Raw genomic sequence first — 24,910 nt, 5'->3', positions numbered from 1 at the left:
TAGCTTGAAGATTAGTTTTTATTTTGTTGTTGCCTTAATTTGGCAATTTCATCCAGCATTTGTTGTTGGTTTTGTTCCATTTTAAGCTGGTTTTGCTGCATTTGTTCGAATGCTTGAGTCAGCTGATTATTAATGTGTTCTTTATGTGCCGCTTGAGCCTCTTGTGCTTCACTACGTTCTTGTTCATCTGGCGCCACAAATACTGAAGCCATATAACCCGAAATAACCCCAAAAAAGCTGACACCACTGATAATGACCAAACCACCAATGACATGACCGATAGTACTGACGGGATAGAAGTCACCGTAACCGACAGTTGAGATAGTGACGAGAGCCCACCAAATAGCTTGTTCAGCGGTTTGGATATTGGCGTTAGGCTCTGCGCTTTCTACTAATAAAATAAGTACTGAAGCAGCAGCAAGAATGAGCACCATTGCCACCAATAAACTGGCTAATGTAGTCTGTTTTCGTTGGCGTAATAATGGGATTATTAATGACCGGCTCATGCGGATAAGGCGGATCACTCTTAATATTTGAAATACCCGTGCTATACGTAGTGCTTCAATGGCTGGGATGCTGGCAACAAAATCAATCCAATGATGTCTTAAGTAATAGGTTTTATTGCGAGCTTTGAATAAGCCATAAAAAAAATTGATCATGAAAATGACGCATATCGAGCTGTCGATATACAGTAAAATCTTGTTGGTTTCGGTATCGAAATGGCCGAAAGTCATAGTAAGAACAATTACCACAGAGACTAACGATAGTACCATCATCGCAAGTTCAAATGGGCTAGGGGCTTCGACGTTTTTGATGGACCAACGTTTTGATTCGAGCATGTAGTTAAGTCCGCTTACGTTGGTTAGCCAATAGGCTTTATTAAATGATGAACTTTATCATAACAAAAAACGCACAAGACAGGAGCCTAGTGCGTTTTTTAATTACTGAAATGAATCGTTAAGCATATTTATTTGGTTAATTTAGTGTCTACGAAATTAACTAAATCATCTAGAACACGCTTTTTGATTTCCAGCTGAGATTCACTTTCTAAGCCGTATTTTTGCGCTAAAATGACGTAATCTTCAGCATTTAACGATACGGTCAAACGGGGGCGCTTAGGGCGTTTAGATACTGACAATCCGAGTATGGTTCGGATTTGGTCTGAAGGGCTAACACCTTTATCTAATGCGGCTTTGCGGATAGAGTATTGAAGTTTCTCATCCAAATCAAAAGCCACTTGAGTCGCTTTTGCCGCTTGTTGGTTTTTAAGCCATGTCTCTGGTAATGGTTTGCCTGAGCTCATTAGAAAATTATCTCCTACCTGTATCAGCTTGCTGGCCAGTACTCTCTAATATCGGTCAATGGACGATATAACGTTAGCATTACTTCAGTGTCGCCACTTTCATAAACTTCTATATCCACAGCGTGAGAGTCATCAGCATTCACCAAACTATAACCTTCAAAGCCTTCGCCATGTGCATCATCATCATTTTGCGGAGGTGTTAAGCCTCGAAAATCTTGACGATGGAAGTAGCCAAAACTTGCAAATTCGACTTGATGATATTCATCACTAAGCCATTTATCCAATTCTGTGCTTAATTCACTTGGAAGGGCTTTCACTGAGAGTGTGGCTTTGCCAGGCTCTTCAAATATTTCAGAAAATGCGTCAAGATCAAACAATTGTTCAACCACAGCGCGATTAATTTTCATTGAAATACTGAGGTAAGATTCGTCTTCTTGCAAGTAGGATAAGTAGATTGCGGTGCCGCTATGGCCACGTAATAAGAATTCACAAAGCTGCGAGCGCTGGTATTCATAAGTATGAACAGCTTCAACCTTAAGCTGTTGCCCACGCAATTGCGTAGGCAAAGCAAAACTGTCATCAAGGGTGATCATATCACCCTTGAGCAGTTTGTTAGGATGGTCAAGCTGGCGCTTCGGGGCTTCTTTTTTGCCGAATAGGCCGCTAAGAAATCCCATAACCGCTTAGCCTTTACGTGCTTTAATGCGATCTAACACGGCATTAGCGTTCGACTTTTGCTCACCAATACCTGCTTCAGCTAGTTTGGCATGTAATGACTTATCACTGTTTTCTTCAGCTAAAGTCTCTGACGCTTTTAAGCGATCATCAAATTGCTGTTGACGGGCTTTAATACGCTCAAGTGAATCTTTAGCATTAAGCAGTTTTGAGTTGCTTGACGCAAATGAGTCTGTGATAGTCGCAGTGGCTTTTTGTACGCTTTCAGTGGTTTTGACCATAGTTAATTGACGTTGATAATCATTTAACTGACGCTCGGTCTTTTTCACTAAATCTTTTAAACGCACAGCATGTGAACTAAAGCTGTCATTGGCAGTTTGTTGCTCGGCTAACTCTTCATCTAACTGAGCAATTTTTTCAGCAATTTCAATTGCTAATGCTTCATTACCTTTATCTAGCGCTTGGGTTACATAACCTTCGTGCTCAGCAACACTGCGTTTTAAGCGATCAATTTCGCGGCTAGCTTGCATTTCTTTAGCCATCACGTCAGTTAGTTCACGCTTGGCTTTAGTTAAATGTTTTTCTGCATCACGAATTTCTTGCTCAAAAATTCGAGTTGAGTTTGCATCAACAATATTTTGGCCAACTTCTGTTGCACCACCACGAAACGCGGTAAGAATCTTGTTTAGAATGCCCATAATTGGCTCCTTAGTTTAAAAATTCGACGAGTTCATCGATAACTTCCAGACAGTTGTCTGACAGTACGGCTAATTCTTGTTCAATCTCTTCCATGCTTGACAGCACAGACAATGCACCGTAAACCACGTATTTATCATCAATTTTTGCAAATGATGATAATGGCATGGGAATGTTGAGCTCTAACATGGTCTCAAACATTTCAGCGCGGCGATCTTGGTTTACTTCGTTTTCGCCCCACAGATAACTGATACACAATATTTGGTTGTCAGTTACTGATACAAATACCGGAATTTCTTCTCGGCCGACAATATTGACTTGCAACACTTCAACATCACCATCAATCAGATAACAATCAAACTGAAAACCGGTTTTGCTTTGATCGCATTGTCCGTTGAGGTGATTTGCAATGGTATGGATATTCATATGTGCCCTTAATTGACATATTATGTCTGTGAGTAAAGATAGCATTTAGACATATTATGTCAAGTGCTAATTAATCCAATTAAAAAAGATTAATGACTTCATTTTCTGACCAAGCAGCTAAGTGGTAGTAATACAGCTGTAATGAACCAATTTCGTTCACCTTAATCTTGTCTATATCGGTATAAAAATTCTTTGGAAACTCAAATGAAGCGTGGATAAGCCCTGGTGTAAGCCAGTTTTCTGGTACTGGCATTTGATCAATAGCGGCCAATCGTTGTTGTGGGTTTTTACCCATTTTACTGCCGATACTCCAACCCCACTCACCAAAGCTAGGGACATTATGGTGATACTGTTTGACATTAAAACCTGCAGCAGCGAGTGTTTTGCCAACCGAGATAAATGCTTTTTTGGCATGATAAGGAGAGGTTGATTGCACCGTGATCACCCCATCTGCACTGAGTAATTCATTGAGTTTGCGATAAAATAAATCTGAATACAGTTTGTTTAAATCTGGGTGGCTTGGGTCGGGCAAATCCACAATGATGGCATCAAACATTTGGCCCGTTTTAATAAGTTTATCGACGCCGTTAAATGCATCGTCGACCATTAAGGTTAAGCGTGGGTCATTCAAGGCATCGCCGTTTAACGCCAGTAATGCATCGCTTAAACGTTGTGGCATATCAGCCGGTGGCGATTTAAATAATGCCAACAAATCTTGATCTAAATCCATTAAGGTAACGGTTTTAGGTTGCCATTTGAGTACTTGCTTTAGCCCTAGACCATCACCTCCGCCAATGATTAACACGTTATCGTGACGTGCGCTGGCAGCCAATGTTGGATGAACTAAAAAGCTGTGATAGATATGCTCGTCGTTGCTAGAAAATTGCAAACGACCGTTGATATATAAATTATAAACAGGAGGTAGCCCGCCACCACGTAATCGCTCAGTAAAGTTGAGCTGCTGGAAACGTGTCGCTTTGGCATAGACCACATGATCTTTATACAATAGGTTATTAAAATGCTGTTCCCAGCTAGGGCCTTTAACCGCTAAAACACCAATGACTACACTGGCAATAATATGGCCAATCAACAACAATTTGACATGGTTTATTTTTGACCAAAAACGCCAAATAAATACCAGTCCAGCGAGCAAGTTAACACTGGCGGTGAGTGCGGCCGCTAATTGAATATCTATGGCCAGCATAAAACCGACCCAGATAGCGGCACCTATACCTGCACCAATGTAATCGGCACCATATATGGTGCCGGCATTATGCAGTAAGTGCGCTTCAGATAAGGATTGCCGAACGCGGGCGATAAGCGGAATTTCCATACCAATCATTAACCCAAGTAATACTCCCCAAACGTAAGGCAAGTATTCACTCAGGGTTTGCAGGCTAGCAATAAAGCCACCATTAGGTAAATGATCGGGCGGCAGGCCCAGTGTATTGGCGATGGCTAATGGCAGTTGTTGACCAAACCCAATCACAGCAGCGGTAACAATAATGGCAAATGAGCCACACAGTGCCACGGTTAATTCGAGCATGGCAAAGCCGGTGAATGCGCATTTTATTTTTCGGGCGGCAAATGCCCCCACACCCATTGACACAATCATTAAACCAATCATGGTGTAAATGGCAGCTTCTAGCGCGCCGAGAATTCGGCCTGCATAGTGAGATAATAAGTATTCATAAATAAGACCACATCCCGCCAGCGAGGCCATGATGCCGAGTAATAAGGCATCATCAAACCACGATACTTGACGGGATGTGAGGGGACTTTGCTGCGAGTCCCCCTGCGTTGTGCTAGTAGGAACTTCATCGAGCAAAGGTGTTGTCATAAATTAAGCCATTAACGCCGTGAGAATAAGGGCAACGGCAATACTAATCGCCATTTCTACGGCTGCAATACCAATGTTTTGTTGTTTTTCAACTTCTTCAGCAAGATTAATACCCGCCAACACCAGTTTTTTCACTAAAGTGATTAATAACGATAACACTGCCAACATGATCAATGAAAATACACACCAACCAAGAATGTTGCTTAGATGGGCGGTTGGGTTATAAACAATGAAATGACTTGCTGCATTAAAACTTAACGCCATGGCTATCATGTAACCACTGTGACGTAAGGCTAATGCCGTTTGACCTTGGGTTAATGCTTGTTGCATTGAGGCACCTTGATTACGTTGAGCATAACGTTTTTCTCGTAATCGAGTGAGTATCACTAGCATGAGTTGTGAGATTAGAAAGGCACTAAAAATGGCAATGAAGGTATCTAGGGTAATATCTTCGGCCCACATTAATACAGCGCGGATAATAATGGCTGTGGCTATAGCTGCTGCGGCATCTACTACGGCAACAGACACATTACCTTTAAGGATTTCAGCATTTTTAGCAAATTCATTTAAAGCGATTTTATCATGCAAAAGTCGGCCTAATTTGATCAACACTAAGCCAAATAAGCCATAAGCCGACATACCGATAGCTTCGGTTAAATACGATGGTGCTGCTTCGCCGGTAATAGCACCCGTGAGCACAATACCTAGTGCCGCAACAGCACCAGCGGTACTAATACCAAATGCAAAATTGTCACGCTCAGCGAGCTCGGCACTGCTGTTGACTTTAATGCTCCAGCCCTGCAAGTAACGCATTAGCGCCAGTAAAACGATAGCGATGGTTAAATCAATGGCTAGAATAATCGCCAGATCTTGAGTTAACCCATATTCTTGAAAAAATGTCATGGTGAGTCCTTACCTATTTTCCACGGCGAACACCGCGACTAGTGCGGCTGCTTGAGTTACGGAAACTGCTGTCTTTTGAATAGCTCGAACGGAATTTTCGACTCGCGCTCTGAGTGGTACTGCTGGCTTTGGGAGTACTAGCACTTTGACGTGATAAGCTAGTCGAACCGGTTCGTGTTTTAGCATAAGGGCTATCAAAACGTTTCCCTTGGCTGTTAAAACGTTTCTTGGTTTGTTCAAAGGTTTTGGCTTGCGAAGTTGCTTGCTTTGGTGAAGTGTAACGATAACGTCCCACATCATTATAATAACTGTAACCACGGTTTCCAGACCAACGGTCGTACCCTATAGGGCGGGTGAAATTAGAAAACATCGCATACATGCCATACCAAGCCCATATGGACGTACCGCTTGAGTTATTTTGCCAGCTACCATATGCCGGATTACCCACAAGCTGGCTACCGGCACCGCTGCCATCAGTACCATTTGCCAGTGCTTCAGCTTCACGGCTAATAGCGTTAACACGAGCAAGTTGCCCTTTAGACATGTCTGCAACTACGTTAACTGGATCAGATAACATATCGTTATATAAACTGGTGTCAGCCGCTTGATACACATTCTGTGCTTCGGCTAATTGCTGATCTAAATCAATAAAGTTCGCGCTGTTACTTAAGTCTTTATAACGACGAGTTAACGACTGAAACATTGGACCTTCAGTGCTGGCATCTTTAGCCAACGCTTCCAATAATGGCGTTAAGTCAGGTTGGCGTTTAGCCAAAATACTGGTGTATTGTTTGAGTAAAGTGGCATTACGTAACTGGTTATCGTTGAGCGAACTAGCCAACAGATTAAGGCGTTGTTGGGTCAGTTGTTGGTACTGAGCAATTTGTTCCGGCCTCTCGTCACCACAACCGCTAAGGGTTAGTGCGACAATCAATACCGTCATCAATGTGAGTACACGGGGGAGGTGACCTACCATGTTTTCTCCAAAATGTAGATTTTTCATGTGCTAATTCAATATGACACAGGTTATAGTAATCTTAGTGTCAATGATATTAATCTGATCATTAGACTAATCGATAGATATATCACTCACGACATAATATGTCCAACACTCATTTTCTTTAGGGGTCATTATTGCCATGCAAAACCAAGGTGACAAGGTATTATCTGTAGCCATGCTAGACAGCGCAGATCGTTACTGGTTAAGACTCTGTGACGTTTGGCCGGAAGCTACAATGGCACTGACAGTCATGCAACAACAAGAGTTAAAGATCGTGTTTAGCTTGAGTGACTACATGGGCGAGCAACTTTGTCGGCATCCTGAATGGATTGTTCAGCTATTTAATGGCTTGTTGGATGATGTGGTGCGCAGTGAGTTTGACCTTGAGTTACATGCATTATTGCAAGAGCTGACTCAAGAAGAGCAAGTTAAATCAGCTTTAAGACGTTATCGTAATCTGCAAATGGTTCGTTTAGCGTGGCGGGATTTTTTAAATTACACCCCAGTTGAAGAATCTCTGCTCGACTTATCTGCATTGGCTGAAGCATTAGTGATTGCTGGGCGAGATTGGTTATATCAAGACATGAGTCAGCAATACGGCACACCGACGAGCGCTGAAGGTAAGCCACAACCTTTATTGATTTTAGGTATGGGGAAGTTAGGCGGACGTGAGCTTAATTTTTCATCTGACATCGATTTAATTTTTACCTTTCCTGAGCATGGTGAAACCGTTGGCGGTCGACGAACTCAAGACAACCAACAATTCTTTATTCGCATGGGTCAGCGTTTGGTTAATTTACTTGATCAAGTGACGGTTGATGGATTTGTATTCCGTGTTGATATGCGCCTACGTCCTTATGGTGAAAGTGGTCCTTTGGTGGTCAGCTTTAGTGGTTTAGAAGACTATTACCAAGAGCAAGGTCGTGATTGGGAACGTTATGCCATGGTCAAGGCGCGTGTGCTTGGCCCTTGGTCTGGCTATTGTGACGAATTACATGATCTATTACGGCCGTTTGTTTATCGTCGTTATATTGATTTTTCTGCCATTGAATCACTGCGTAAAATGAAGCAACTGATCGCGCAAGAGGTTAGGCGTCGGCATTTAACGGACAATATTAAACTTGGCGCTGGCGGGATCCGCGAAGTCGAATTCGTGATGCAAAGTTTTCAGCTTATTCGTGGCGGACGAGAGCCTGCATTGCGTCAGCAGAGTTTATTCGGTGCCATTGATACCTTGTACAGCTTAGGTCAATTGGAATATTTAGCCGTTGATGAACTTAAGCACAGTTACATTCTATTGCGTCGAGTTGAAAATTTATTACAAGCCATTGACGATAAACAAACACAAACCTTGCCTAACAATGAACTTGATTGGCAACGTTTATGTTATCCATTAGACGTTGACAACGAAGCTGAACTTCGCGACAGAATCAATTCAGCAATGGCCACTATTCATGGTCACTTTAATGACACCGTTGGTGGTGATGATAGCCATGAAAACAATGATCATTGGACTTCTTTATTTTGGAATGTGCAGCAAGATGAAGACGCTAACGCATTACTGCAAGAGCAACAAATCGATGATATCGAATTATGGCCGCTATTAAGTGAGTGGCATAAAACTGTATCAAAACGTTCTATTGGGCCACGAGGGCGTGAAACTTTAGATAAGTTAATGCCTAAACTCCTCGAAGAGCTTGTTGGCCAAACCAAACCAAGCCAAGCGTTTAGGCCTGTTGCTAAAGTACTGGATAAAATCTTAACTCGAACAACTTATTTAGAGCTTTTATGTGAAAATCCGGGCGCGAGGCAACAATTAGTCAGTTTATGTTGTGCAAGTCCATGGATTGCCCGTGAACTGGCAAACTTTCCGATGTTGTTGGATGAGTTAATTGATCCATCGCAGCTGTATGACATTACTTCTATTGATGATTACCCTAGTGAACTACGCCAGTACTTATTACGCGTGCCAGAAGATGACATGGAACAGCAAATGGAAGCACTGCGGCAGTTTAAATTGTCTCAGCAGCTTAAGATTGCTGCTGCAGATGTGACGGGCGTGTTACCTGTGATGCAGGTAAGTGATCATTTAACCTTTTTAGCCGAAGCCATTATCGAACAAGTGGTGCTACAAGCTTGGCATCAGACTGCATCTCGCCATGGTATTCCTGAGGGGACGAGTCCTAGCAATATGGGGTTTGCGGTAATTGGTTACGGTAAACTTGGTGGTATTGAGCTGGGGTATGGTTCTGATTTAGATTTGGTTTTTTTACACGGGCATACAGGCTCAGGTACCACCGATGGTGAACGCCCTATCGATAATAGTCATTTTTATTTGAAGCTTGCTCAGCGTGTGGTGCATTTATTTGCCACCCGTACAACGTCTGGTGAGTTATATGAAGTGGACATGCGTTTACGTCCGTCCGGAGCTTCTGGTTTGTTGGTGAGTGAAATTGAACACTTTGGCACCTATTTACAACAAGAAGCGTGGACGTGGGAACATCAAGCTTTAGTGCGTGCTCGTTTTGTATTTGGTGATTATTCGCTGGCAGGACGTTTTAGTGAATTACGTGCGCAAATATTGCAAAATGAACGTAATAAAGTCGAGCTCGCCAAAGATGTCAGAGACATGCGGATTAAAATGCGTGAACATTTACTGAATGTAAACCCAGGACTATTTGATTTAAAACAGAGTGCCGGTGGGATTGCTGATATTGAATTTATTGCACAATATTTAGTGTTAGCTTATGCCCATGAATATCATGAGTTAACCATTTGGTCTGATAACGTGCGTATTTTTGAAGTGTTAGCCGAATTAGAATTGTTGCCAATAATGCAGGCCCAACATTTAACCCAAACTTACTGTTGGCTGCGAGACGAGAGCCATGAGTTGACATTACAACAGTTGCCCAGCAAATTACCGGTACAAAGTGTGCAACCAAAAACTGATAGCGTTATTGAAATTTATAATGAGATTTTAGCGGTTTAACTGGGTTCATTTAAACACTGTTAGTTAGTGAAATGTTTACTGATGTGTTGAATTTATTTAATCCAACACATCAGTAGGTTAAGTCCGATCTGAGATTCGATGTATGTCATCTATTTTCAAGATGATTATTCACTATTTAGCTGAGTATTTGCTCTATCCACCACTGATATATTGGCAAACCAATTAATACGTTAATCGGAAATGTTATTCCGAGTGACGCCAACATGGCCAAACCGATATTTGCATCTGGAATGGCGGCTTTAATTGCTGCAGGTGCTGCGATATAAGATGCACTCGCAGTGAGTCCCGCAAGCACTAAAATGCTGCCAGAGGGTAAATCAAGTAACATTCCCAAACCAATACCCGCCCAAGCCAGTACAAATGGAATGAGTGCTGCAAATAACAATAATCGCCACTGTTTGTATGGGATCGGGAAACAAACTTTTGCGGTACTGATACCCATTTCTAATAAGAACAATGCTAACAAGGTTTTAAAACCGCCTAGTAACATGGGGGTTAATGGTGCCATGCCACTGGTGCCATAAAGCCAACCTATGATAGCCCCACCACTGAGTAACACTACACCGCGACTTGTTAGAGCCTCGTGTAACACGCTGCCAGTTGAAGCGTGCTCACTATTGCCAGTGACTTTTGCTTGAAGGTAACGATGTAGCCACAACATGATAATAATAGCGGGTAGTTCGAGTAACACTAAATACAAGGTTGTTTCAGGTCGCAAAGGCCATTGAGACTGTTCTACCATCGTCATCACTACCGCAAATGTGCCCGCACTGACTGAGCCATAATGGGCTGCAATACTAATAGCTTCCTTTTGGGGGAGTTTGATGAGTTTACGCAGTAGTGGGTACAAACTCAGTGGAATAATAAATCCCAGTGCGATAACAGACAACAATTCTGTGATAGCTAAATGACTGGTTTCACCATGGAGTGCCATTCCGCCTTTAAGTCCTAGTGTCAACATGAGTAAAATAGACAAGGTTTCGTAGGTGGCTTTAGGAACTTTTAAATCTGACTTAATCAATCCGGCAAGCAAACCAAGAGCAAAAAAGGCAATGACAATATCAGGCATGTTATAGCTTCTGTCTGTTATAAAGTATCGCGATTTTGCCTTGTTGTGTTAACAAAGGGAAATTATTTAAGTGAAATAGACTGTAATACGGTATTATTTTATTGAGTAATATTATGCTGATCTATTAAGTGCAATCGGCGTATAGTATCTTTGGATGAACACATAAAATATTAACAGTAGAGCATCATGATATGAAAAATGAAATTGATATTCACCGGGCGTTAAAAGTGTTTAATAAAATCACTCAATATGGCGAGAAGCGCGCCATAGAAAGTGATGATGACGGCCATTTGGATCATGATTATTGGCTGTGCGGTATGAGTGCACAAACCGATCATGACGGTTATACCATTAGCTTGTCTGATGCTCAGGCTAGCTTAACGGTATTTTTTCACAACAAGTATCAGTTTGAATATCCGACCAATGACGCGCTAGACAATTTTTTACGTCGTTTTAATGATATTGAAAATTATCAAGCTCAGTAAATTTACGCTTATACTTATATTAGCCTGATCAGTGCCGATCACCTCAGTGCTGCAGGCTTGTTTACGCCCATTGTTGCATTTCAACAAGGCGACTATAAGTACGCCTAAACTCAAATTGTAATGCCCCATCAATATACAACTCTTCTAAACGGCACTGGCTGTTGAGAATTAACATCACTTTTTGGTCGTATAGCTCATCCACTAAACTAATAAAGCGTCGGGTAGGATCGTCTTCACTTGCATATGCCAGTTGTCGTTCACCAGTCGTAGTGGCTATTGCGCCATCCTCAGTACCTCTAGCTTTAATCCAACTGCGAACTTCACCGCCTAAAGTCGGCACATTACTGAGTAATATATGACTAAACTGTCCTGCAAGTTCGATATAATCTAACGCTGAACGAGGTCCTTGGCATAGGGCTGAAAATTCAAACCAAGCAAGCTGACCATATTGACTTTCAATGGCAACATCACGCTGACAAATCTCTATCGAATTAGATTGGTTTATTATATTCGACTTTTTCTGCGGGTATTGCTGACATAATAGTTCAAATACTGCTTTAGGCGTTATTGATGAAGGTAGTTTTAGCCAAGGCCTAGGTGCTGTTGTCGTTAAGTTTGTAGTATTAGCGTGTAAACGGTGATCAATCTGGCCGTTCAAATGAATGGTTTGGGTATATTGTTGAAGCAGATCGATAGTAGGTAAAAAACGATCGCGTTGTAAACCGTTTTTATACAAGTCGATAATAGGTACATTTGAGGTTGCGACTAAGGTAACATTGGACTTAAATAAAGTGTCAAATAATCGCCCAAGTAAGATGGCATCACCGATGTCAGTAACAAAAAATTCATCAAAACAAATAACAGAATATTTAGCTGCAATCTGCTTACCAATGTGAGTTAAAGGATTACGTATCCCCGATGTTTGATTTAATTGCTGGTGGATCATGGCCATAAAACGGTGAAAGTGCAGACGTAATACGGTTTTATCCGTTTGAGGCTGTGCGCTATATATGCTCTGGCCACACAAGCTTTGATAGAACAAGTCCATCAAAAAGGTTTTCCCTCGGCCTACATCTCCCCATAAATATAAGCCTCGCCTGTTTGTGCTAACAGATACGCATTGGTGATAAAGCAAATCAAGGGCGAGTATTGCTTGTTGTTGTGCAGGATCATCAACAATATTTTGCTGAATACATTGTTGGTAAGCTTGTAATGGTGACATAACATAGAATGTAAATTGCTGGACTAAGGAGTATATCATTAATGACTTACTTTATTATGATGGGATTTTCCTTTAAGCTCTTGAAGTAAAAATAACAAACCTTTAACTCTATCAAGGACCCAAAATGAATTATAAAAATAAGGGCATAACCTATATCGGTGTCGGTATGTCCTTGGAAGGTGATATGGATATCCAAGGTCCAGCTATGATAGCGGGCCAAACTAAAGGTAAAATCAGTTCAACTGCTCAAGTTAACATAGAGTTAAGCGGCAACGTTGAAGGTGAGGTTTTTTGTCAAGAGATGAGAGTTTCTGGGTTATTTAAAGGCAAATTACATTGCAAAAAATTAATCATTACCAGTTCGGGTATTGTTGATGGTGAAGTGTCGAGTCATCAAATGGAAATTTATGGCGGTGGACAATTTATCGGTATGCGCACTAAAGGGCCTGAATCATCAGGATTACCGCAAATAAACAATGAACGATTTTTATCACAAGACGATGTTACATCGACGTCGCATACAAAACTGCCAATATTGACTCGCAAACTGAGTTATTTGGCGGTAGCTATTATTGTCGTTATCACAGGGGTCGTTGTTCAACCCACAATCAGTTCGGCGTTAAACCGTGCTCAAGAAACATCTGCTGAGATAAATCAAACAAGCGCTGCGCAATACCCATTATCAGCATTGACGGTGACTGAAAAAAATGCCGCCGCATTATTGCAGGAAATGGATCAACAGGCTTCATTTGCAGAGCAAGCCGAAGAATTACTTAATGCAGGTCAAAGTGATGTTAACGTGGCGATGGAAGATTTAGATGCATTAGCACAAACCAGTGAAGTTTTGGGTGATAACCAGAATATAAGTGATGATGTTGAATAGAATCAGTTGAACGCGACGCCGGATAAACATTAATTTATTGATAAAATCAGATCAAAAAAATGGCTTGGTTAATTACAGTATTTACTGAATTAACCAAGCCATTTTTGTTATGTTTGAAGCAATCCAAGCATAACAATATTGTTATGGATTAATGCGAGTTGGCATGCCAGAACGTTGTTCAAGCAAGCGCTTTAATGTAAATGAATCAGTGTCTGGGTGAGCAACAAAACGAGTGGTGTTTTTATCGAATGATAATGGCACTGGCTCTGTTGATTCAAATTCTGCTTGGTTGCGTGAGAGTGGCTCATGGACTTCTAAATAACGGTTGCCATCAGGTTCTTCAGTGGCCTTGATAGGTTTATTGATAAACTCAACTCGAGTGCCAACTGGTACGGTCTCAAATAAATGTTTGATATCTTCATCGCGTAAACGAACACAACCAGAACTTACTCGTAACCCTATGCCGAACGTGGCGTTAGTACCATGAACAGCGTATAAATTGCCTACATAAAGTGCGAACAAACCCATAGGGTTATCAGCACCAGCTGGCCATACTGCTGGTAATGTTATCCCTTTAGCTGCGTAAGATTTGCGAATGTTAACTGTAGGTGTCCACGTTGGATTTGCGCGTTTACGATATACTTGAGTCACCCAATTTTCTGGGGTGTCTTTTCCTATTTGGCCAATACCAATAGGCAATACTTCGACAATATTTTTACCTTTTGGATAATAATACAAACGCATTTCAGCCGAGTTAATCACCACGCCTTCACGCTTAGTATCCGGTAAAATTAACTGGTGAGGGATCAATAAAGTGCTACCTGCTTTTGGCAAAAATGGGTCAACCCCAGGGTTAGCTTCTAATAAATTAGTCAACCCGAGCTGAAACTGTGATGCAATTTGTTCTAAGGTGAGTTTCCCTTCTGGAACCACGTAATATTGGTTTTCACCAACTAAATTACTGCCTTCAGCAGGTAGACGATATTCAACAGCAGCACTCGAAAAACTTAATACAATAGCGGTCGCTGCAATAAAAGTAGAGCGTAACGAATTTATCATGAGGGTTATATCATTCCTAAAACAGGCGTTATGTTAGTCAGCTTACAATATCTTGCCAAACTTGACTATTTTGTACAGATAATTAGTACAGATGGTTAGGGCGCATCGTTACTTATTGCGCCTAATATTTCAACTAATTTTTTCACTTTAGCTATTTTAATCCCAAGCGTTTAGCAAGCCGATGTAAATTACCCGAGTCGATTTGCAGATAACGTGCGGTTGCGGCCCAATTACCATCTGTTTGGGCTAATGCTTGTTGAATAAACTGGCTTTGAAAATGCTCGGTTGCATCGCGTAAGCTTGTTTGTGGCAAAGACGTTGCAGATTGTTTCATCGTTGGTTTTTTGTTTTGTCTGGCAACGGTGTCTGTGGTCTGCGCAAATTCAAAATGGCTATTTTTTATCAGACACATACCCTCTTTTGAGGTTTGTGATTTAGCTAATACAGCAGCTCGATGGATGGCATGTTCTAGTTCTCGTACGTTACCAGGCCAATCATATTGTTCAAGCAATTGCAGTGATGAAGGCTCTAGTGCTAAATGCGTTAAGTGCAACTGTTGACGATAGCGTTCGATAAAGAAGCCTGCTAACAAATGAATATCTTCTCGGCGTTCTCTCAATGGTGGTACAACAATGGGGAACACGCTTAAGCGATGGTATAAATCGGCTCTAAATCGTCCGGCTAATACTTCGCTTTTGAGATCTTTATTGGTTGCGGCAATAATGCGCACATCGACTTTTAAGCTGCGATCATCACCGACTTTCTGTAAATCTCCGTATTGCAACACTCGCAGTAACTTGGCTTGTAAGTTAAGTGCGAGTTCACCAATCTCATCTAAAAACAAGGTGCCTTTATCAGCCATTTCAAATTTGCCACTACGGTGGCTAATTGCCCCAGTAAAAGCTCCTTTAACATGACCAAAGAGCTCACTTTCAGCTACAGATTCAGCCAACGCGGCACAATTTAAATAAACCAACGGCTTTTTTGCCCTGACAGAATGCAGGTGGATTTCTTTGGCAATGAGTTCTTTACCTGTACCTGTTTCGCCTAAAATTAATACATTGAGTTCAGTTGCCGCAACCACATTCACTTCATTAAGCAGAGCTAAAAAATTATCTGCCTGACCGATGATTTCTGTTTCGTGGTTCAGTAGTCCTGATGTTTTTGCCTCTGGAATGGTAAAGTTGCTGGCTTGTTTTTCAAGCTTATCAATCAGTAATGCATTGTTTAATGACGCAGCGGCAATGGCACTAAAGCTGCGTAGTTCACTATTAGTAAATTGATCAAACTTGTGTGGATCGAGCGCATCGATGGTGAGTGCACCAATGAGTTGCTCGTTAGCGAACAACGGTAAGCCGATGCAGGCATGCACTTTTAAGTCACCATCTACATTCGGAATTAAACCATCGTAAGGGTCGGGTAATTCGCTATCGGAAGGGAAACGGACAATATCACCCGCTCGGGCAATGGTTTCGAGTCGCGGATGTTCACTCAGTATAAAGCGGCGTCCTAATACATCAGCACTCAATCCATCAATCGCCAAAGGGGTAAATTGATGACCTTGAAATGATAATAGAGCAGCAGCATCACAATGGAGGTTTTCTCTTACCGTGGTTAATAAGCGCGAAAAGCGATCGCGATTAGATAAATTAGCGGTGATATCAAGTGCGATACGAGTTAAGTCTGCTTGACTTAATGGCATGTCAAACTCCAATTAACAACAAGGTGGTGTCATTATGACAAGTGTAAATATAACAACAAGGGTAAAGGATAAATTGTTTGCACAAAAGGGGCCAGAAGGCCCCTTTGTGATATTCATCAACACATGTTTATCGATTAGATTACGCTAGTGCAGCCGCTTGTTTTGCTTTAACACTTTTGCTAACAATGGCTTTCTTGATGATGTCAAATAAGAACGCTGCCATCAACAATCCACCGATACTGAAGATAATGTCACCAAACATTCGCGTCCATACAAGGCTTTCCACTAAGTCGCTGTGGATCACTGCAGGAGAACGGGCATACCAATAACCGTGGTCGATGACCGCAAAAAACTGCACGATACCAACAGGTAGTAATGACATAAACAGCATTGCGGCTAAGCCAATATTTAAGGTCCAGAATGCCCCTTTAAGGTATTTATGGTTCCATTGCATATCGCCTGTTAAGCCACGCAGACAGAATAGCATTAGCCCTATGCCTAACATACCGTAAACGCCCATAAATGCACCATGAGAATGTGTCGCTGTAGTGTTTAACCCTTGGATAAAATAGAGCGATATTGGTGGGTTAATTAAGAAACCTAATACACCTGCACCAATTAAGTTCCAGAAAGATGTGGCCACAAAGAACATAATGACCCAGTGATAACGCTCCATCCACGGACTTGCTTTACGTAAACGATAGGTTTCCACTGCTTCAAAACCAATTAACGCTAACGGCACAACTTCAAGCGCAGAGAATATCGCTCCCCAAGCTATAACTGAGGTTTGAGTACCGGTAAAGTATAAATGATGTAGAGTACCGATTAAGCCGCCAGTTAAAAATACCACGGTTGTGAACAATACCGCTCCGTTGGCACTGCGTGCACGGATAAGGCCTAAACGAACTAACATTAATGCGATAACGGCAGTTGCAAATGTTTCAAAGAAGCCTTCTACCCATAAGTGCACCACCCACCAGCGCCAGTATTCAGCAATGGCAAGGTTTGAGTGTTTACCCATAAATAGGCCTGCACCATAAAATAAACCGATGGCCACACACGAGGCGTACAGGATCCAAATCGCCGGTAATATGTCGCTATTAACTTTTAATGCTGGGCGCATAGCTGCAGTAATTAACACTGTCCATATTAATAGGCCTACAAACAATAATATTTGCCAAACACGTCCTAAATCAATGTACTCATATCCTTGATGACCGAATAAATAGTTCATGTCTAGGTCAAAGTATTGCTGTACCCCAATCCATTCACCAGCCATAGAACCCAGAACGATAACAACTAACGCAACCCAAAGAATGTTTACACCTAAGCGTTGATACTTAGGTTCGTACCCTGATAGTGCTGGGGCAATATATAATCCTGTGCCTAACCATGCAGTGGCAATCCAAAATACGGCAAGTTGAGTGTGCCAAGTTCGGGTAACTGAATAAGGTAGAATTTCAGATATTGGGAAGCCATAAAACTCTTGACCTTCAACCGCGTAATGCGCTGTAATCCCACCCACTAATATTTGCAGTAAAAATAGTCCTATTGCTGTAACAAAATACTTTCCGACCGCTTTTTGTGATGGCGTAGGTTTAGTAAAAAATAATGGGTCACCTTTGGCTGGTTCTGGCAATGGTTCTTCTTTGCAGGTGGCGTGATGCCAAGCCAACATACCAATACCAAGAAGCAATGATACAAGACTTAATACTGACCAAACAATATTATCAGAAGTGGGTACGTTGCCGATTTGTGGATCGTATGGCCAGTTATTGGTGTAAGTATAATCATAACCAGGGCGTTCAGTTACCGCAGCCCAAGCTCCCCAAAAGAGGAAAGCATTTAACAACTCACGATGTTCAGCATCAGTAATCGTGCCTTCCTTCATGGCATATTGTTCACGTAATGAACTCAATGCAGGATCGTCACCAAATAAAGATAAATAATGTTTAGTGACTTCATTAATTGCCGCAATTCGGGTATTTGACAGCGCGACGTGAGTTTCATCCCCAGTACCTTTGACCACTGTGTTATGGCGAATATCATCTCTCAAGCCTTTTTCTAAACCGGCTTGCTGTTCTGAATCGAGTTCGGTGAAATTGCGGTTATAGCGCTCGTTTGCGGTGATTGACAACCAAGCCTGGGCTTCACGGTGTAACCAATCAGCGGTCCAGTCTGGCGCAACATAAGAACCATGTCCCCAAATTGATCCTAACTGATGACCACCCATTGAACGCCAAACGAGTTGACCTTGCTCAATATCATTTTTGGTAAATATAGGCTGACCACTGGTGTCGGTAAACGCCGTTGGAATAGGTGGTTTTTCTCGATATATGCCACTGCCTAAACTGAGTAATACAGTGAAGGAAGCAACTAGCACGATTAATAGTGCAATGCCGATAAGTTTGTTTTTGCTCATGAATCCTCTTTGCGCAAAGTCATTTTGATACAGTTAATCTGACACTACACAAGTCGTGCCAACTTTTAACCTGTATTTAAGTTGTTATTATTTAGAGGGTTACACTTCTATTTTGTTTAGAGGTAGTGTCTAAAAGACATTGAATTACTATTGTCTTTTGGACATCGGTGTCGAAATGACATCTCGTTATCGTGATGCAGATCACTTTCGATTAAATAATAGTCTTGGCGATTTATATCGATGGTTGTTTACCGCGACCATTGAGTCATTAGGCGTTGTTGAGCTTTTAAGGTTGTTTTTACAGCGAATTATGCAATTGAGATAGAGGTTATTTATAGGTTTTTCATGGGTTAACTATTGAGCAGTTGGTTTAATTCGCGGCTTATTGTTAAGTTTATACGCGCTACTATTTACTTAGCGTGCTAAGTAGTTATAATACTTAGCATGCTAAGTAAGTGACAATCCATTATGAATAAAGAATTAGAACGATTAAAAGAACTTTCTCTTGCTGAGAACTTAGGGCGATTGCATCGTTTATGGCGCACTGCAGCGGATGCAGAATTAATCCCCCTTGGTCTCACTCATCCTCGTTGGACTGCATTATGGAAGCTATTACGTTTAGGTGACAACGTAAGCCAAAAGGTGCTTGCTCATGCTTTAGAGATTGAACTGCCTTCGCTAATGCGCACCCTTAGTCAGCTAGAAGAGCAAGGATATGTACAACGCCGCTGCTGCGAGACCGATAAGCGTGCCCGTATTGTGTGTTTAACCCCAGAAGGTCTCGGCATGCTTAAACAAATGGAAGGTCGCATTATGTCAGTTCGTCGTGATTTATTGGCGGGCATTAGCACCCAAGAATTAAGTGAGTTTGAACGTATCATTAGTCTGATCAGTGATAACGCCCTCTCGGCGCTGCATAAGAACACTGAATCAGACCACAAAATCCCTGAATGAGAAATAATATGACTCCAGACCAACAATTTGCTCGACTCGTTAAAATATCCATTATTATGTTTGTACTGGTATTTGGTTATTTTATGTTTGCCGACGCCGTTATCCCTATGACGCCTCAAGCTATGGCGACACGAATGGTGACGAAAGTAACCCCACAAGTTAGCGGTAAAATTGCTTCGATTGAGGTTGAAAATAACCAAGTGGTTGCTAAGGGGGATGTATTATTTAAAATCGATTCAGCCTCATATGAGCTGGCCGTTGAACAAGCCACATTAGCCTTAGAACAGGCAGAACAAGATAATGCGGAACTGGATGCTGCCATTGTAGCTGCTCAGGCAGATGTAAAAGCCAACCTAAGCAGTTCCCAACAAAAGCGCAGCGAAGCAACCCGTATCGATACGCTTTATGCTACTAGGGGCGTATCTCAGCAGTTAAAAGATCAAACTGAAAGTGATGCAGCAACAGCGGAGGCAAATTTACTTGCCGCTAAAGCCCGATTAGTTAAATTAACCGTAAGTCGTGGACGTGATGGTAAAGATAATTTAAAAGTGCGCCAAGCTCAAAACCACTTAGCTCAAGCTGAGTTAAACCTGTCTTATACCCAAATTCGTGCTGATCAAAGTGGTGTGGTAACTAACTTACAGCTGAAAGTAGGTAGTTTTGCGACAATTGGCCAGCCGTTATTGGCCGTAGTATCAGAGAAAGTGGATATTATTGCTGACTTTAGAGAAAAAAGCCTAAGAGGCATAAAGCCACAATCAACGGCTTATATTACCTTTGATGGTCAACCTGGGCGTTTATATCCTGCTAAAGTCAGTACCGTAGATGCTGGCGTTAGCGCTGGGCAATTTGAAGCTAACGGTCGTTTAGCTTCACCACAGGATTCTGTTCGTTGGGTGCGTGATGCTCAGCGATTACGTTTACACCTTGAACTTGATCAACAAGCCATCAATACATTGCCTGCTGGGGCGCGTGCAACCGTGCAATTAGTGCCAAATAGTATTCTGCTTGGTTTGCTTGCAAAGCTGCAAATCAAGGCTGTGAGTGTGCTGCATTATATATACTAAATGAATGATTAATATATGCGTTTAGTTGTTGATTAATTGGTATTAAATTTAAATACCATTTTGCCAATCCGTAATAATGTATGACTTCCTTTTTGTTGTTTATCTGCTTCTATAGCAAAATATTAATATTAGTTTTGTGTGTTTTTTCTCCAACGCCGTAGGTATTTTAGATGTTATTACGTCATAGCCCTTTGACAGCAAATGATTTTCGTCAATGTTTACGCATTGCAACGGGCGCAACGCTAGGGTTTGCAATATGTAAGTTTTTCGACTTGAGCAATGGAGTCTTTTTTACCGTAACGCCAATGTTGTTATTGGGTTTGGTGCCTGTAATGAATGCCCATGCTATGCGACAATTGTTGGCATCGGCAGTAATGGCAGGCATTGAAGTCGGTATTGTTGGTGGTTTATTTGGCTCTCATCCAGGAATGATATTACCCATTGTTTTTGCACTTTTTTTGTATCGGTTTGCGGCAATGTCGCGTGGCAATTTATTTCTATTCGGTGCAAACGGAGTAATCAGTTTAAGTATTATGCTGCACTTTGCCAGTTATCCTAGTGTTGATATTAACAACCTTATTTTCAGTAACTTTTGGGCAACGGTTACTTCAGTCATCATTGCTTACGCCGTGACTGCATTATGGCCAGATGTTGAGCCCAGAGCGTCGATGGCGGCAGTAGTTAAAGCACCTAATCGAATGCGCCACGAAGCGTTGCTTGGAGCATCCATTGCAACGGCATCATTTTTAGTATTTCAGGTGTTTAACTTACGAGATTCTATGTCGGCTCAAGCCACTACGTTATTATTGTTATTTCCGATGCATTGGAATGGTGCGCTTGGCTATGCTCGAAAACGTGCTATTGGCACTTTATTTGGGGTGACGTTTGGCTTAGTTGGCCAAGGCTTGCTGTATGATTGGTCTGGATTATTAATTTTTGTGATACCACTGTTATGGATAGGCTTAATGCTATTTAGCCAAGTGCATGTTAGAGAGGCTAGCGGTTCCGGGGTCGGCTTTGGTGCCATGACCACCTTAGGAATCTTGTTTGGCCAATATTTAACCCCAAACAATGACTTAGTGTTTAGTGCCTTATATCGTATCAGTAGCATTTTAGTAGCGATAGTGGCGACATTATTGCTGTGTTATTTGGTGCATCGGTTGTTAAATCGTTTTGAAGCAACCCGATTTGGGCTGTAGTTAGGCGGCTGGTTTCCATTTATTGCCAGCCCATTTTCCACTGTTGTGAATCTTTTAGATCGTGCCAGTCTACCGCAAACTCTTGTGTATTCATTTCTGCACGAATAATGCATTCAATGACATTTTTTTGCTCGTCATATTCCACTTTTATGATGCTAAAATGTTTGAGCTTGTTAATAACCTCAATCTTAGTCCATTTACTGTGGAGTAATTTCTTTGGGTGAAATCGGTTCATATTGTTCTCATACTATTATTTGATTTATGTGACTAACACTTTTCAGTTGGAGTCAGTAATGGCAGCAGTTGACTTAGCTCATCAATAACAATATCTGCTAATGCTTGATAACGGTTTTCAATGCCATGGGTAATTAAGCAGGCGATCATGCCAGCATTATTGGCCGCTTGAATGTCGTATAAGTAATCGCCAACATACATAATATATTGTGGGGCAATTTCCCATTGCGAGGCTATTGCCAGTAGTGCATCGGGTGCGGGTTTTGCTGGATAATCTTCTCTAGTGAGCACATGGTCGATGGCAATATTATTTTTTTTAATCTTCATGTTACTAGCCGCAAGGCTATTACGAGTCACTATGGCGGTGGGTAATTTAGCCACTTCAATAGCATTAATTAACTCTGTCATGCCTTTAATGGGTTTAGCATTTATTGCATCTTGGTATTCATGATCAAGAATAACTTGGTTTGCTTTGGCTTGAGTTGTTTTGCAATTTAAACTGTCGACGTATTTAAGTAGATCAATGGCTTGAGGACAACCAATTTGCTGACGAATTAAATCAAAGTCCAAACTGGATTCAACTAAGGTGCCGTCTAAATCAAAAATAATGCCTTTTATTTGCATTGGTAAATTCAATGAATACCCTTACTTGCTTAATGCTTAATGCTTAATGCTTAATGCTTATCTGTCGAATTGAATAGAGTGTAACTCAATTGCAAATGGGCCTTGTTGTTTTTGGGCGACTAAAAAACCAATTCTATCAATATCTTCAAAATGTAGTTCTGGTGCATTTGCGACCGATCGCCCTCTAAAGCTGACAGTAAAGTCCGCGGCGGTAAAAGCATGTTGAGTGATTGTGTCTACACGAGTGGTAAAATTAGCTACATAAGCTTCACCATTCGATAAACTCGGTGTTTTTAGGCGAATTTGATAGGTTTTTCCATCACCTTCAACCACTAAAGTCAGTAATGATGCTGCTGTTATTTGAGATGTTAATATTGATTCTGTAGACGCAAATCCACCATTATTTTCTAATGAAACCGAACCCGTAAATAATAGCAAGTTTTGTTGGCCATCAATGCTGACTTGGCTTTGTGAGACGCCACCCATTACAGTGTCATTATTGATATTCCATTTTGTAAAGTGACTTACATCGGTAAAGTGAAATAGCATATTTTCCTCACTTGTACTCCATGCGGGCTGGCTAATAAGGGACATAAAACCAGCAACCAATATGGTTGTTTTTATGGCCTGATTCAGGCGAATTTTGTGTCTATTTATTGATGTCATTATAAACCCATTAATCATCGCTAGCGTACTGTTTTCATGATAATGCACTGAGTAAAAAAATGGCTCATCAGGGTGAGGGATAAGCCAAAAGGTACTACTGGGGGATTACATTGGCGGTATAAGATTTGCTAAACCAGCCGTTATCTAAATGATTCTCTAATAGGTTCTTTAGTAGGTGCTCTAGTAGATAATCTAATAGATGATTTATTAATACATTACGTAGGCCAGTGTCTTTCGGTTCAGTTATTTATTAGATTGCTAAATCCAATGTTTATATTCGACAAAGCATAATGATGGCAGTACCCTTGAGGAAGGTTTTACTGGGAACAATATATTTTGCAAGTCAACAGTACATTATTCACTCCATCACCAGTGCTTTCATTCAGTGTGGTGAGCATAAATTTATTTAATTTTATTGAACCGCCTTACGCTTACTACGACTTTGAAAATATCTATAGTGACAAACAGTGGCTAAAAAAGTGTGCCTGGTTAAGTGATTTTATTAAGCAGAACCAACCCGATGTTATCGGCTTTCAGGAAGTGTTTAGTCCAGACGTCTTAGCTAAACTGACAAAGTCGTTAGGTTATGAATATTTTGTTGCCTTGGATTTACCTGAGGTGATCAGTGACTATGTGTATCGCAGCCCTGTGGTGGCGATAGCATCTAAGTATCCTATTATTGATTCCGCCAATGTCATTCCAGATCCGCAGTGGGTGACTCAATTAGGTTTGGCTGAGTCATTTAGCTTTAGCCGTAAACCACTTCGAGCCACGATACAGTTTCCTATTTTTGGACCTTGCGACTGTTATGTTATTCACCTTAAGTCTAAGCGAAGTGGTGTGAGCCGCGACGATATGAGTGAAAGTGGCTTACATGGCGGAGCTGATTTTGTTGCAAGGCAAGTGCTTGGGCGCTGGGCATCCAGTTTGCAGCGTGGCAGTGAAGCCGCATTGTTATGCCATAAAATGCTAATGCGAAGACAACAAAGTCAACAACCCTTTATGCTCATGGGTGACTTTAATGACACTATGGGTAGTGAGATCTTAGCTGCGTTTAACAATCAATTACGAGTATACCGTAATGACATTGAAGACCCTGGACTAGCTAAGCTAGGCGAAACGTCATTAATGGCAGAATTACATCAAAGCAGTTTGTTTGACAGTTATGAGTTGTTTATTGCCGCAACTAAGCGCAATGCAACCTTAGCAGAAGATGAATTCGAATCGGCATCGGTAATAGATGATGAACCTCATGCGGTAAGGCAACCAACACATTACTATGGTAATAGCGGTTCTGTACTCGATTACATCTTGGTATCGAGTGAGTTCAATCCTACTCAACAGCAAAATCTGGCTCATATTGTCGATTATCAAACGTTCGATAGGCATCTTGTTCGACCGGACTATGAGCGTGATAGTGATAGTACTGATCATGCACCAGTGATGATGCGTTTTAATGTGCGCAGTTAGT

24 protein-coding genes are annotated in these 24,910 nt (G+C 41.4%); 8 read left to right on the top strand and 16 right to left on the bottom strand.

Annotation, left to right across the window (positions count from 1 at the left end):
* Positions 1-11: 11 nt before the first annotated feature.
* The 8 genes from ABIS04_RS15815 to ABIS04_RS15780 all read right to left on the bottom strand — a co-directional run bounded on the left by ABIS04_RS15815 (position 12) and on the right by ABIS04_RS15780 (position 6,819).
* Positions 12-839 (bottom strand): ion transporter, encoded by an 828-nt coding sequence (locus tag ABIS04_RS15815; RefSeq protein WP_350431684.1) that lies wholly within the window; start codon positions 837-839, stop codon positions 12-14.
* Between the two features lie 128 nt (positions 840-967).
* Positions 968-1,303 carry a hypothetical protein gene (locus ABIS04_RS15810; protein ID WP_137225550.1) on the bottom strand — a complete coding sequence of 112 codons (336 nt, stop codon included), beginning with the start codon at positions 1,301-1,303 and terminating at the stop codon, positions 968-970.
* 23 nt (positions 1,304-1,326) lie between these two features.
* Positions 1,327-1,980: a hypothetical protein gene (locus tag ABIS04_RS15805; RefSeq protein WP_350431682.1), complete on the bottom strand. Its 654-nt coding sequence runs from the start codon at positions 1,978-1,980 to the stop codon at positions 1,327-1,329.
* Between the two features lie 6 nt (positions 1,981-1,986).
* Positions 1,987-2,676, bottom strand: a complete 690-nt coding sequence (locus ABIS04_RS15800) for a PspA/IM30 family protein (RefSeq protein ID WP_137225554.1) — start codon at positions 2,674-2,676, stop codon at positions 1,987-1,989.
* Positions 2,677-2,686: 10 nt separating this feature from the next.
* A complete protein-coding gene (locus tag ABIS04_RS15795) occupies positions 2,687-3,100 on the bottom strand; it encodes a YjfI family protein (RefSeq protein WP_137225556.1) in 414 nt (137 codons plus the stop codon).
* Between the two features lie 79 nt (positions 3,101-3,179).
* Positions 3,180-4,940 carry a polyamine aminopropyltransferase gene (locus ABIS04_RS15790; RefSeq protein WP_350431681.1) on the bottom strand — a complete coding sequence of 587 codons (1,761 nt, stop codon included), beginning with the start codon at positions 4,938-4,940 and terminating at the stop codon, positions 3,180-3,182.
* Between the two features lie 3 nt (positions 4,941-4,943).
* Entirely contained in the window at positions 4,944-5,843 is a 900-nt protein-coding gene (locus ABIS04_RS15785) for a DUF350 domain-containing protein (protein WP_350431680.1), read from the bottom strand.
* A 13-nt stretch (positions 5,844-5,856) separates the two neighbouring features.
* Complete coding sequence (locus ABIS04_RS15780; RefSeq protein ID WP_350433458.1) at positions 5,857-6,819, bottom strand: hypothetical protein; 963 nt, start codon at positions 6,817-6,819, stop codon at positions 5,857-5,859.
* Between the two features lie 163 nt (positions 6,820-6,982).
* Here ABIS04_RS15780 and glnE point away from each other — a divergent pair, with 163 nt between their 5' ends.
* Complete coding sequence (gene glnE, locus ABIS04_RS15775; RefSeq protein WP_350431679.1) at positions 6,983-9,832, top strand: bifunctional [glutamate--ammonia ligase]-adenylyl-L-tyrosine phosphorylase/[glutamate--ammonia-ligase] adenylyltransferase; 2,850 nt, start codon at positions 6,983-6,985, stop codon at positions 9,830-9,832.
* 136 nt (positions 9,833-9,968) lie between these two features.
* On the opposite strand, the gene ABIS04_RS15770 is transcribed toward glnE, so the two are convergent.
* On the bottom strand, positions 9,969-10,922 hold the full coding sequence (locus ABIS04_RS15770; RefSeq protein ID WP_140235104.1) for a sodium-dependent bicarbonate transport family permease: 954 nt from the start codon (positions 10,920-10,922) through the stop codon (positions 9,969-9,971).
* A 191-nt stretch (positions 10,923-11,113) separates the two neighbouring features.
* Here ABIS04_RS15770 and ABIS04_RS15765 point away from each other — a divergent pair, with 191 nt between their 5' ends.
* The gene (locus ABIS04_RS15765) at positions 11,114-11,407 is read left to right on the top strand and encodes a DUF3081 family protein (protein WP_137225565.1); all 294 of its coding nucleotides are present in this window, start codon (positions 11,114-11,116) and stop codon (positions 11,405-11,407) included.
* Between the two features lie 61 nt (positions 11,408-11,468).
* Here ABIS04_RS15765 and zapE read toward each other — a convergent pair whose 3' ends face one another.
* On the bottom strand, positions 11,469-12,668 hold the full coding sequence (gene zapE / locus ABIS04_RS15760; protein WP_350431678.1) for a cell division protein ZapE: 1,200 nt from the start codon (positions 12,666-12,668) through the stop codon (positions 11,469-11,471).
* 85 nt (positions 12,669-12,753) lie between these two features.
* Here zapE and ABIS04_RS15755 point away from each other — a divergent pair, with 85 nt between their 5' ends.
* Positions 12,754-13,512 (top strand): polymer-forming cytoskeletal protein, encoded by a 759-nt coding sequence (locus tag ABIS04_RS15755; RefSeq protein ID WP_350431677.1) that lies wholly within the window; start codon positions 12,754-12,756, stop codon positions 13,510-13,512.
* A 141-nt stretch (positions 13,513-13,653) separates the two neighbouring features.
* Here the strand turns inward: ABIS04_RS15755 and ABIS04_RS15750 are convergent, their stop codons facing one another.
* The 3 genes from ABIS04_RS15750 to ABIS04_RS15740 all read right to left on the bottom strand — a co-directional run bounded on the left by ABIS04_RS15750 (position 13,654) and on the right by ABIS04_RS15740 (position 18,695).
* Positions 13,654-14,568, bottom strand: coding sequence for a L,D-transpeptidase family protein (locus ABIS04_RS15750; RefSeq protein WP_350433457.1), 915 nt, complete (start codon positions 14,566-14,568; stop codon positions 13,654-13,656).
* A 154-nt stretch (positions 14,569-14,722) separates the two neighbouring features.
* The gene (gene norR / locus ABIS04_RS15745) at positions 14,723-16,273 is read right to left on the bottom strand and encodes a nitric oxide reductase transcriptional regulator NorR (RefSeq protein ID WP_350431676.1); all 1,551 of its coding nucleotides are present in this window, start codon (positions 16,271-16,273) and stop codon (positions 14,723-14,725) included.
* A gap of 139 nt (positions 16,274-16,412) precedes the next feature.
* A complete protein-coding gene (locus tag ABIS04_RS15740; protein ID WP_350431675.1) occupies positions 16,413-18,695 on the bottom strand; it encodes a nitric-oxide reductase large subunit in 2,283 nt (760 codons plus the stop codon).
* Positions 18,696-18,870: 175 nt separating this feature from the next.
* Here ABIS04_RS15740 and ABIS04_RS15735 point away from each other — a divergent pair, with 175 nt between their 5' ends.
* From ABIS04_RS15735 to ABIS04_RS15720, 4 genes are all read left to right on the top strand, one after another.
* On the top strand, positions 18,871-19,020 hold the full coding sequence (locus tag ABIS04_RS15735) for a hypothetical protein (RefSeq protein ID WP_350431674.1): 150 nt from the start codon (positions 18,871-18,873) through the stop codon (positions 19,018-19,020).
* Between the two features lie 143 nt (positions 19,021-19,163).
* The gene (gene slyA, locus ABIS04_RS15730; protein ID WP_137225577.1) at positions 19,164-19,649 is read left to right on the top strand and encodes a transcriptional regulator SlyA; all 486 of its coding nucleotides are present in this window, start codon (positions 19,164-19,166) and stop codon (positions 19,647-19,649) included.
* Positions 19,650-19,657: 8 nt separating this feature from the next.
* Positions 19,658-20,716 (top strand): HlyD family secretion protein, encoded by a 1,059-nt coding sequence (locus ABIS04_RS15725; RefSeq protein WP_140235100.1) that lies wholly within the window; start codon positions 19,658-19,660, stop codon positions 20,714-20,716.
* Between the two features lie 170 nt (positions 20,717-20,886).
* On the top strand, positions 20,887-21,915 hold the full coding sequence (locus ABIS04_RS15720) for a DUF2955 domain-containing protein (protein ID WP_140235099.1): 1,029 nt from the start codon (positions 20,887-20,889) through the stop codon (positions 21,913-21,915).
* A 19-nt stretch (positions 21,916-21,934) separates the two neighbouring features.
* Here the strand turns inward: ABIS04_RS15720 and ABIS04_RS15715 are convergent, their stop codons facing one another.
* From ABIS04_RS15715 to ABIS04_RS15705, 3 genes are read right to left on the bottom strand one after another with little or no spacing between them, the layout of a single operon-like run.
* On the bottom strand, positions 21,935-22,150 hold the full coding sequence (locus ABIS04_RS15715) for a TIGR02450 family Trp-rich protein (RefSeq protein WP_137225585.1): 216 nt from the start codon (positions 22,148-22,150) through the stop codon (positions 21,935-21,937).
* A gap of 32 nt (positions 22,151-22,182) precedes the next feature.
* A complete protein-coding gene (locus ABIS04_RS15710) occupies positions 22,183-22,785 on the bottom strand; it encodes an HAD family hydrolase (RefSeq protein WP_350431673.1) in 603 nt (200 codons plus the stop codon).
* A 45-nt stretch (positions 22,786-22,830) separates the two neighbouring features.
* Positions 22,831-23,322 (bottom strand): CIA30 family protein, encoded by a 492-nt coding sequence (locus tag ABIS04_RS15705; protein ID WP_350431672.1) that lies wholly within the window; start codon positions 23,320-23,322, stop codon positions 22,831-22,833.
* A 453-nt stretch (positions 23,323-23,775) separates the two neighbouring features.
* On the opposite strand from ABIS04_RS15705, the gene ABIS04_RS15700 reads away from it, so the two are divergent.
* Positions 23,776-24,909, top strand: a complete 1,134-nt coding sequence (locus ABIS04_RS15700; RefSeq protein ID WP_350431671.1) for an endonuclease/exonuclease/phosphatase family protein — start codon at positions 23,776-23,778, stop codon at positions 24,907-24,909.
* Position 24,910: the final 1 nt, after the last annotated feature.

It is taken from the genome of Shewanella sp. H8 (assembly GCF_040285065.1).
GTDB lineage: Bacteria > Pseudomonadota > Gammaproteobacteria > Enterobacterales > Shewanellaceae > Shewanella > Shewanella polaris.
This window is presented reverse-complemented; position numbering and strand designations above follow the sequence as displayed.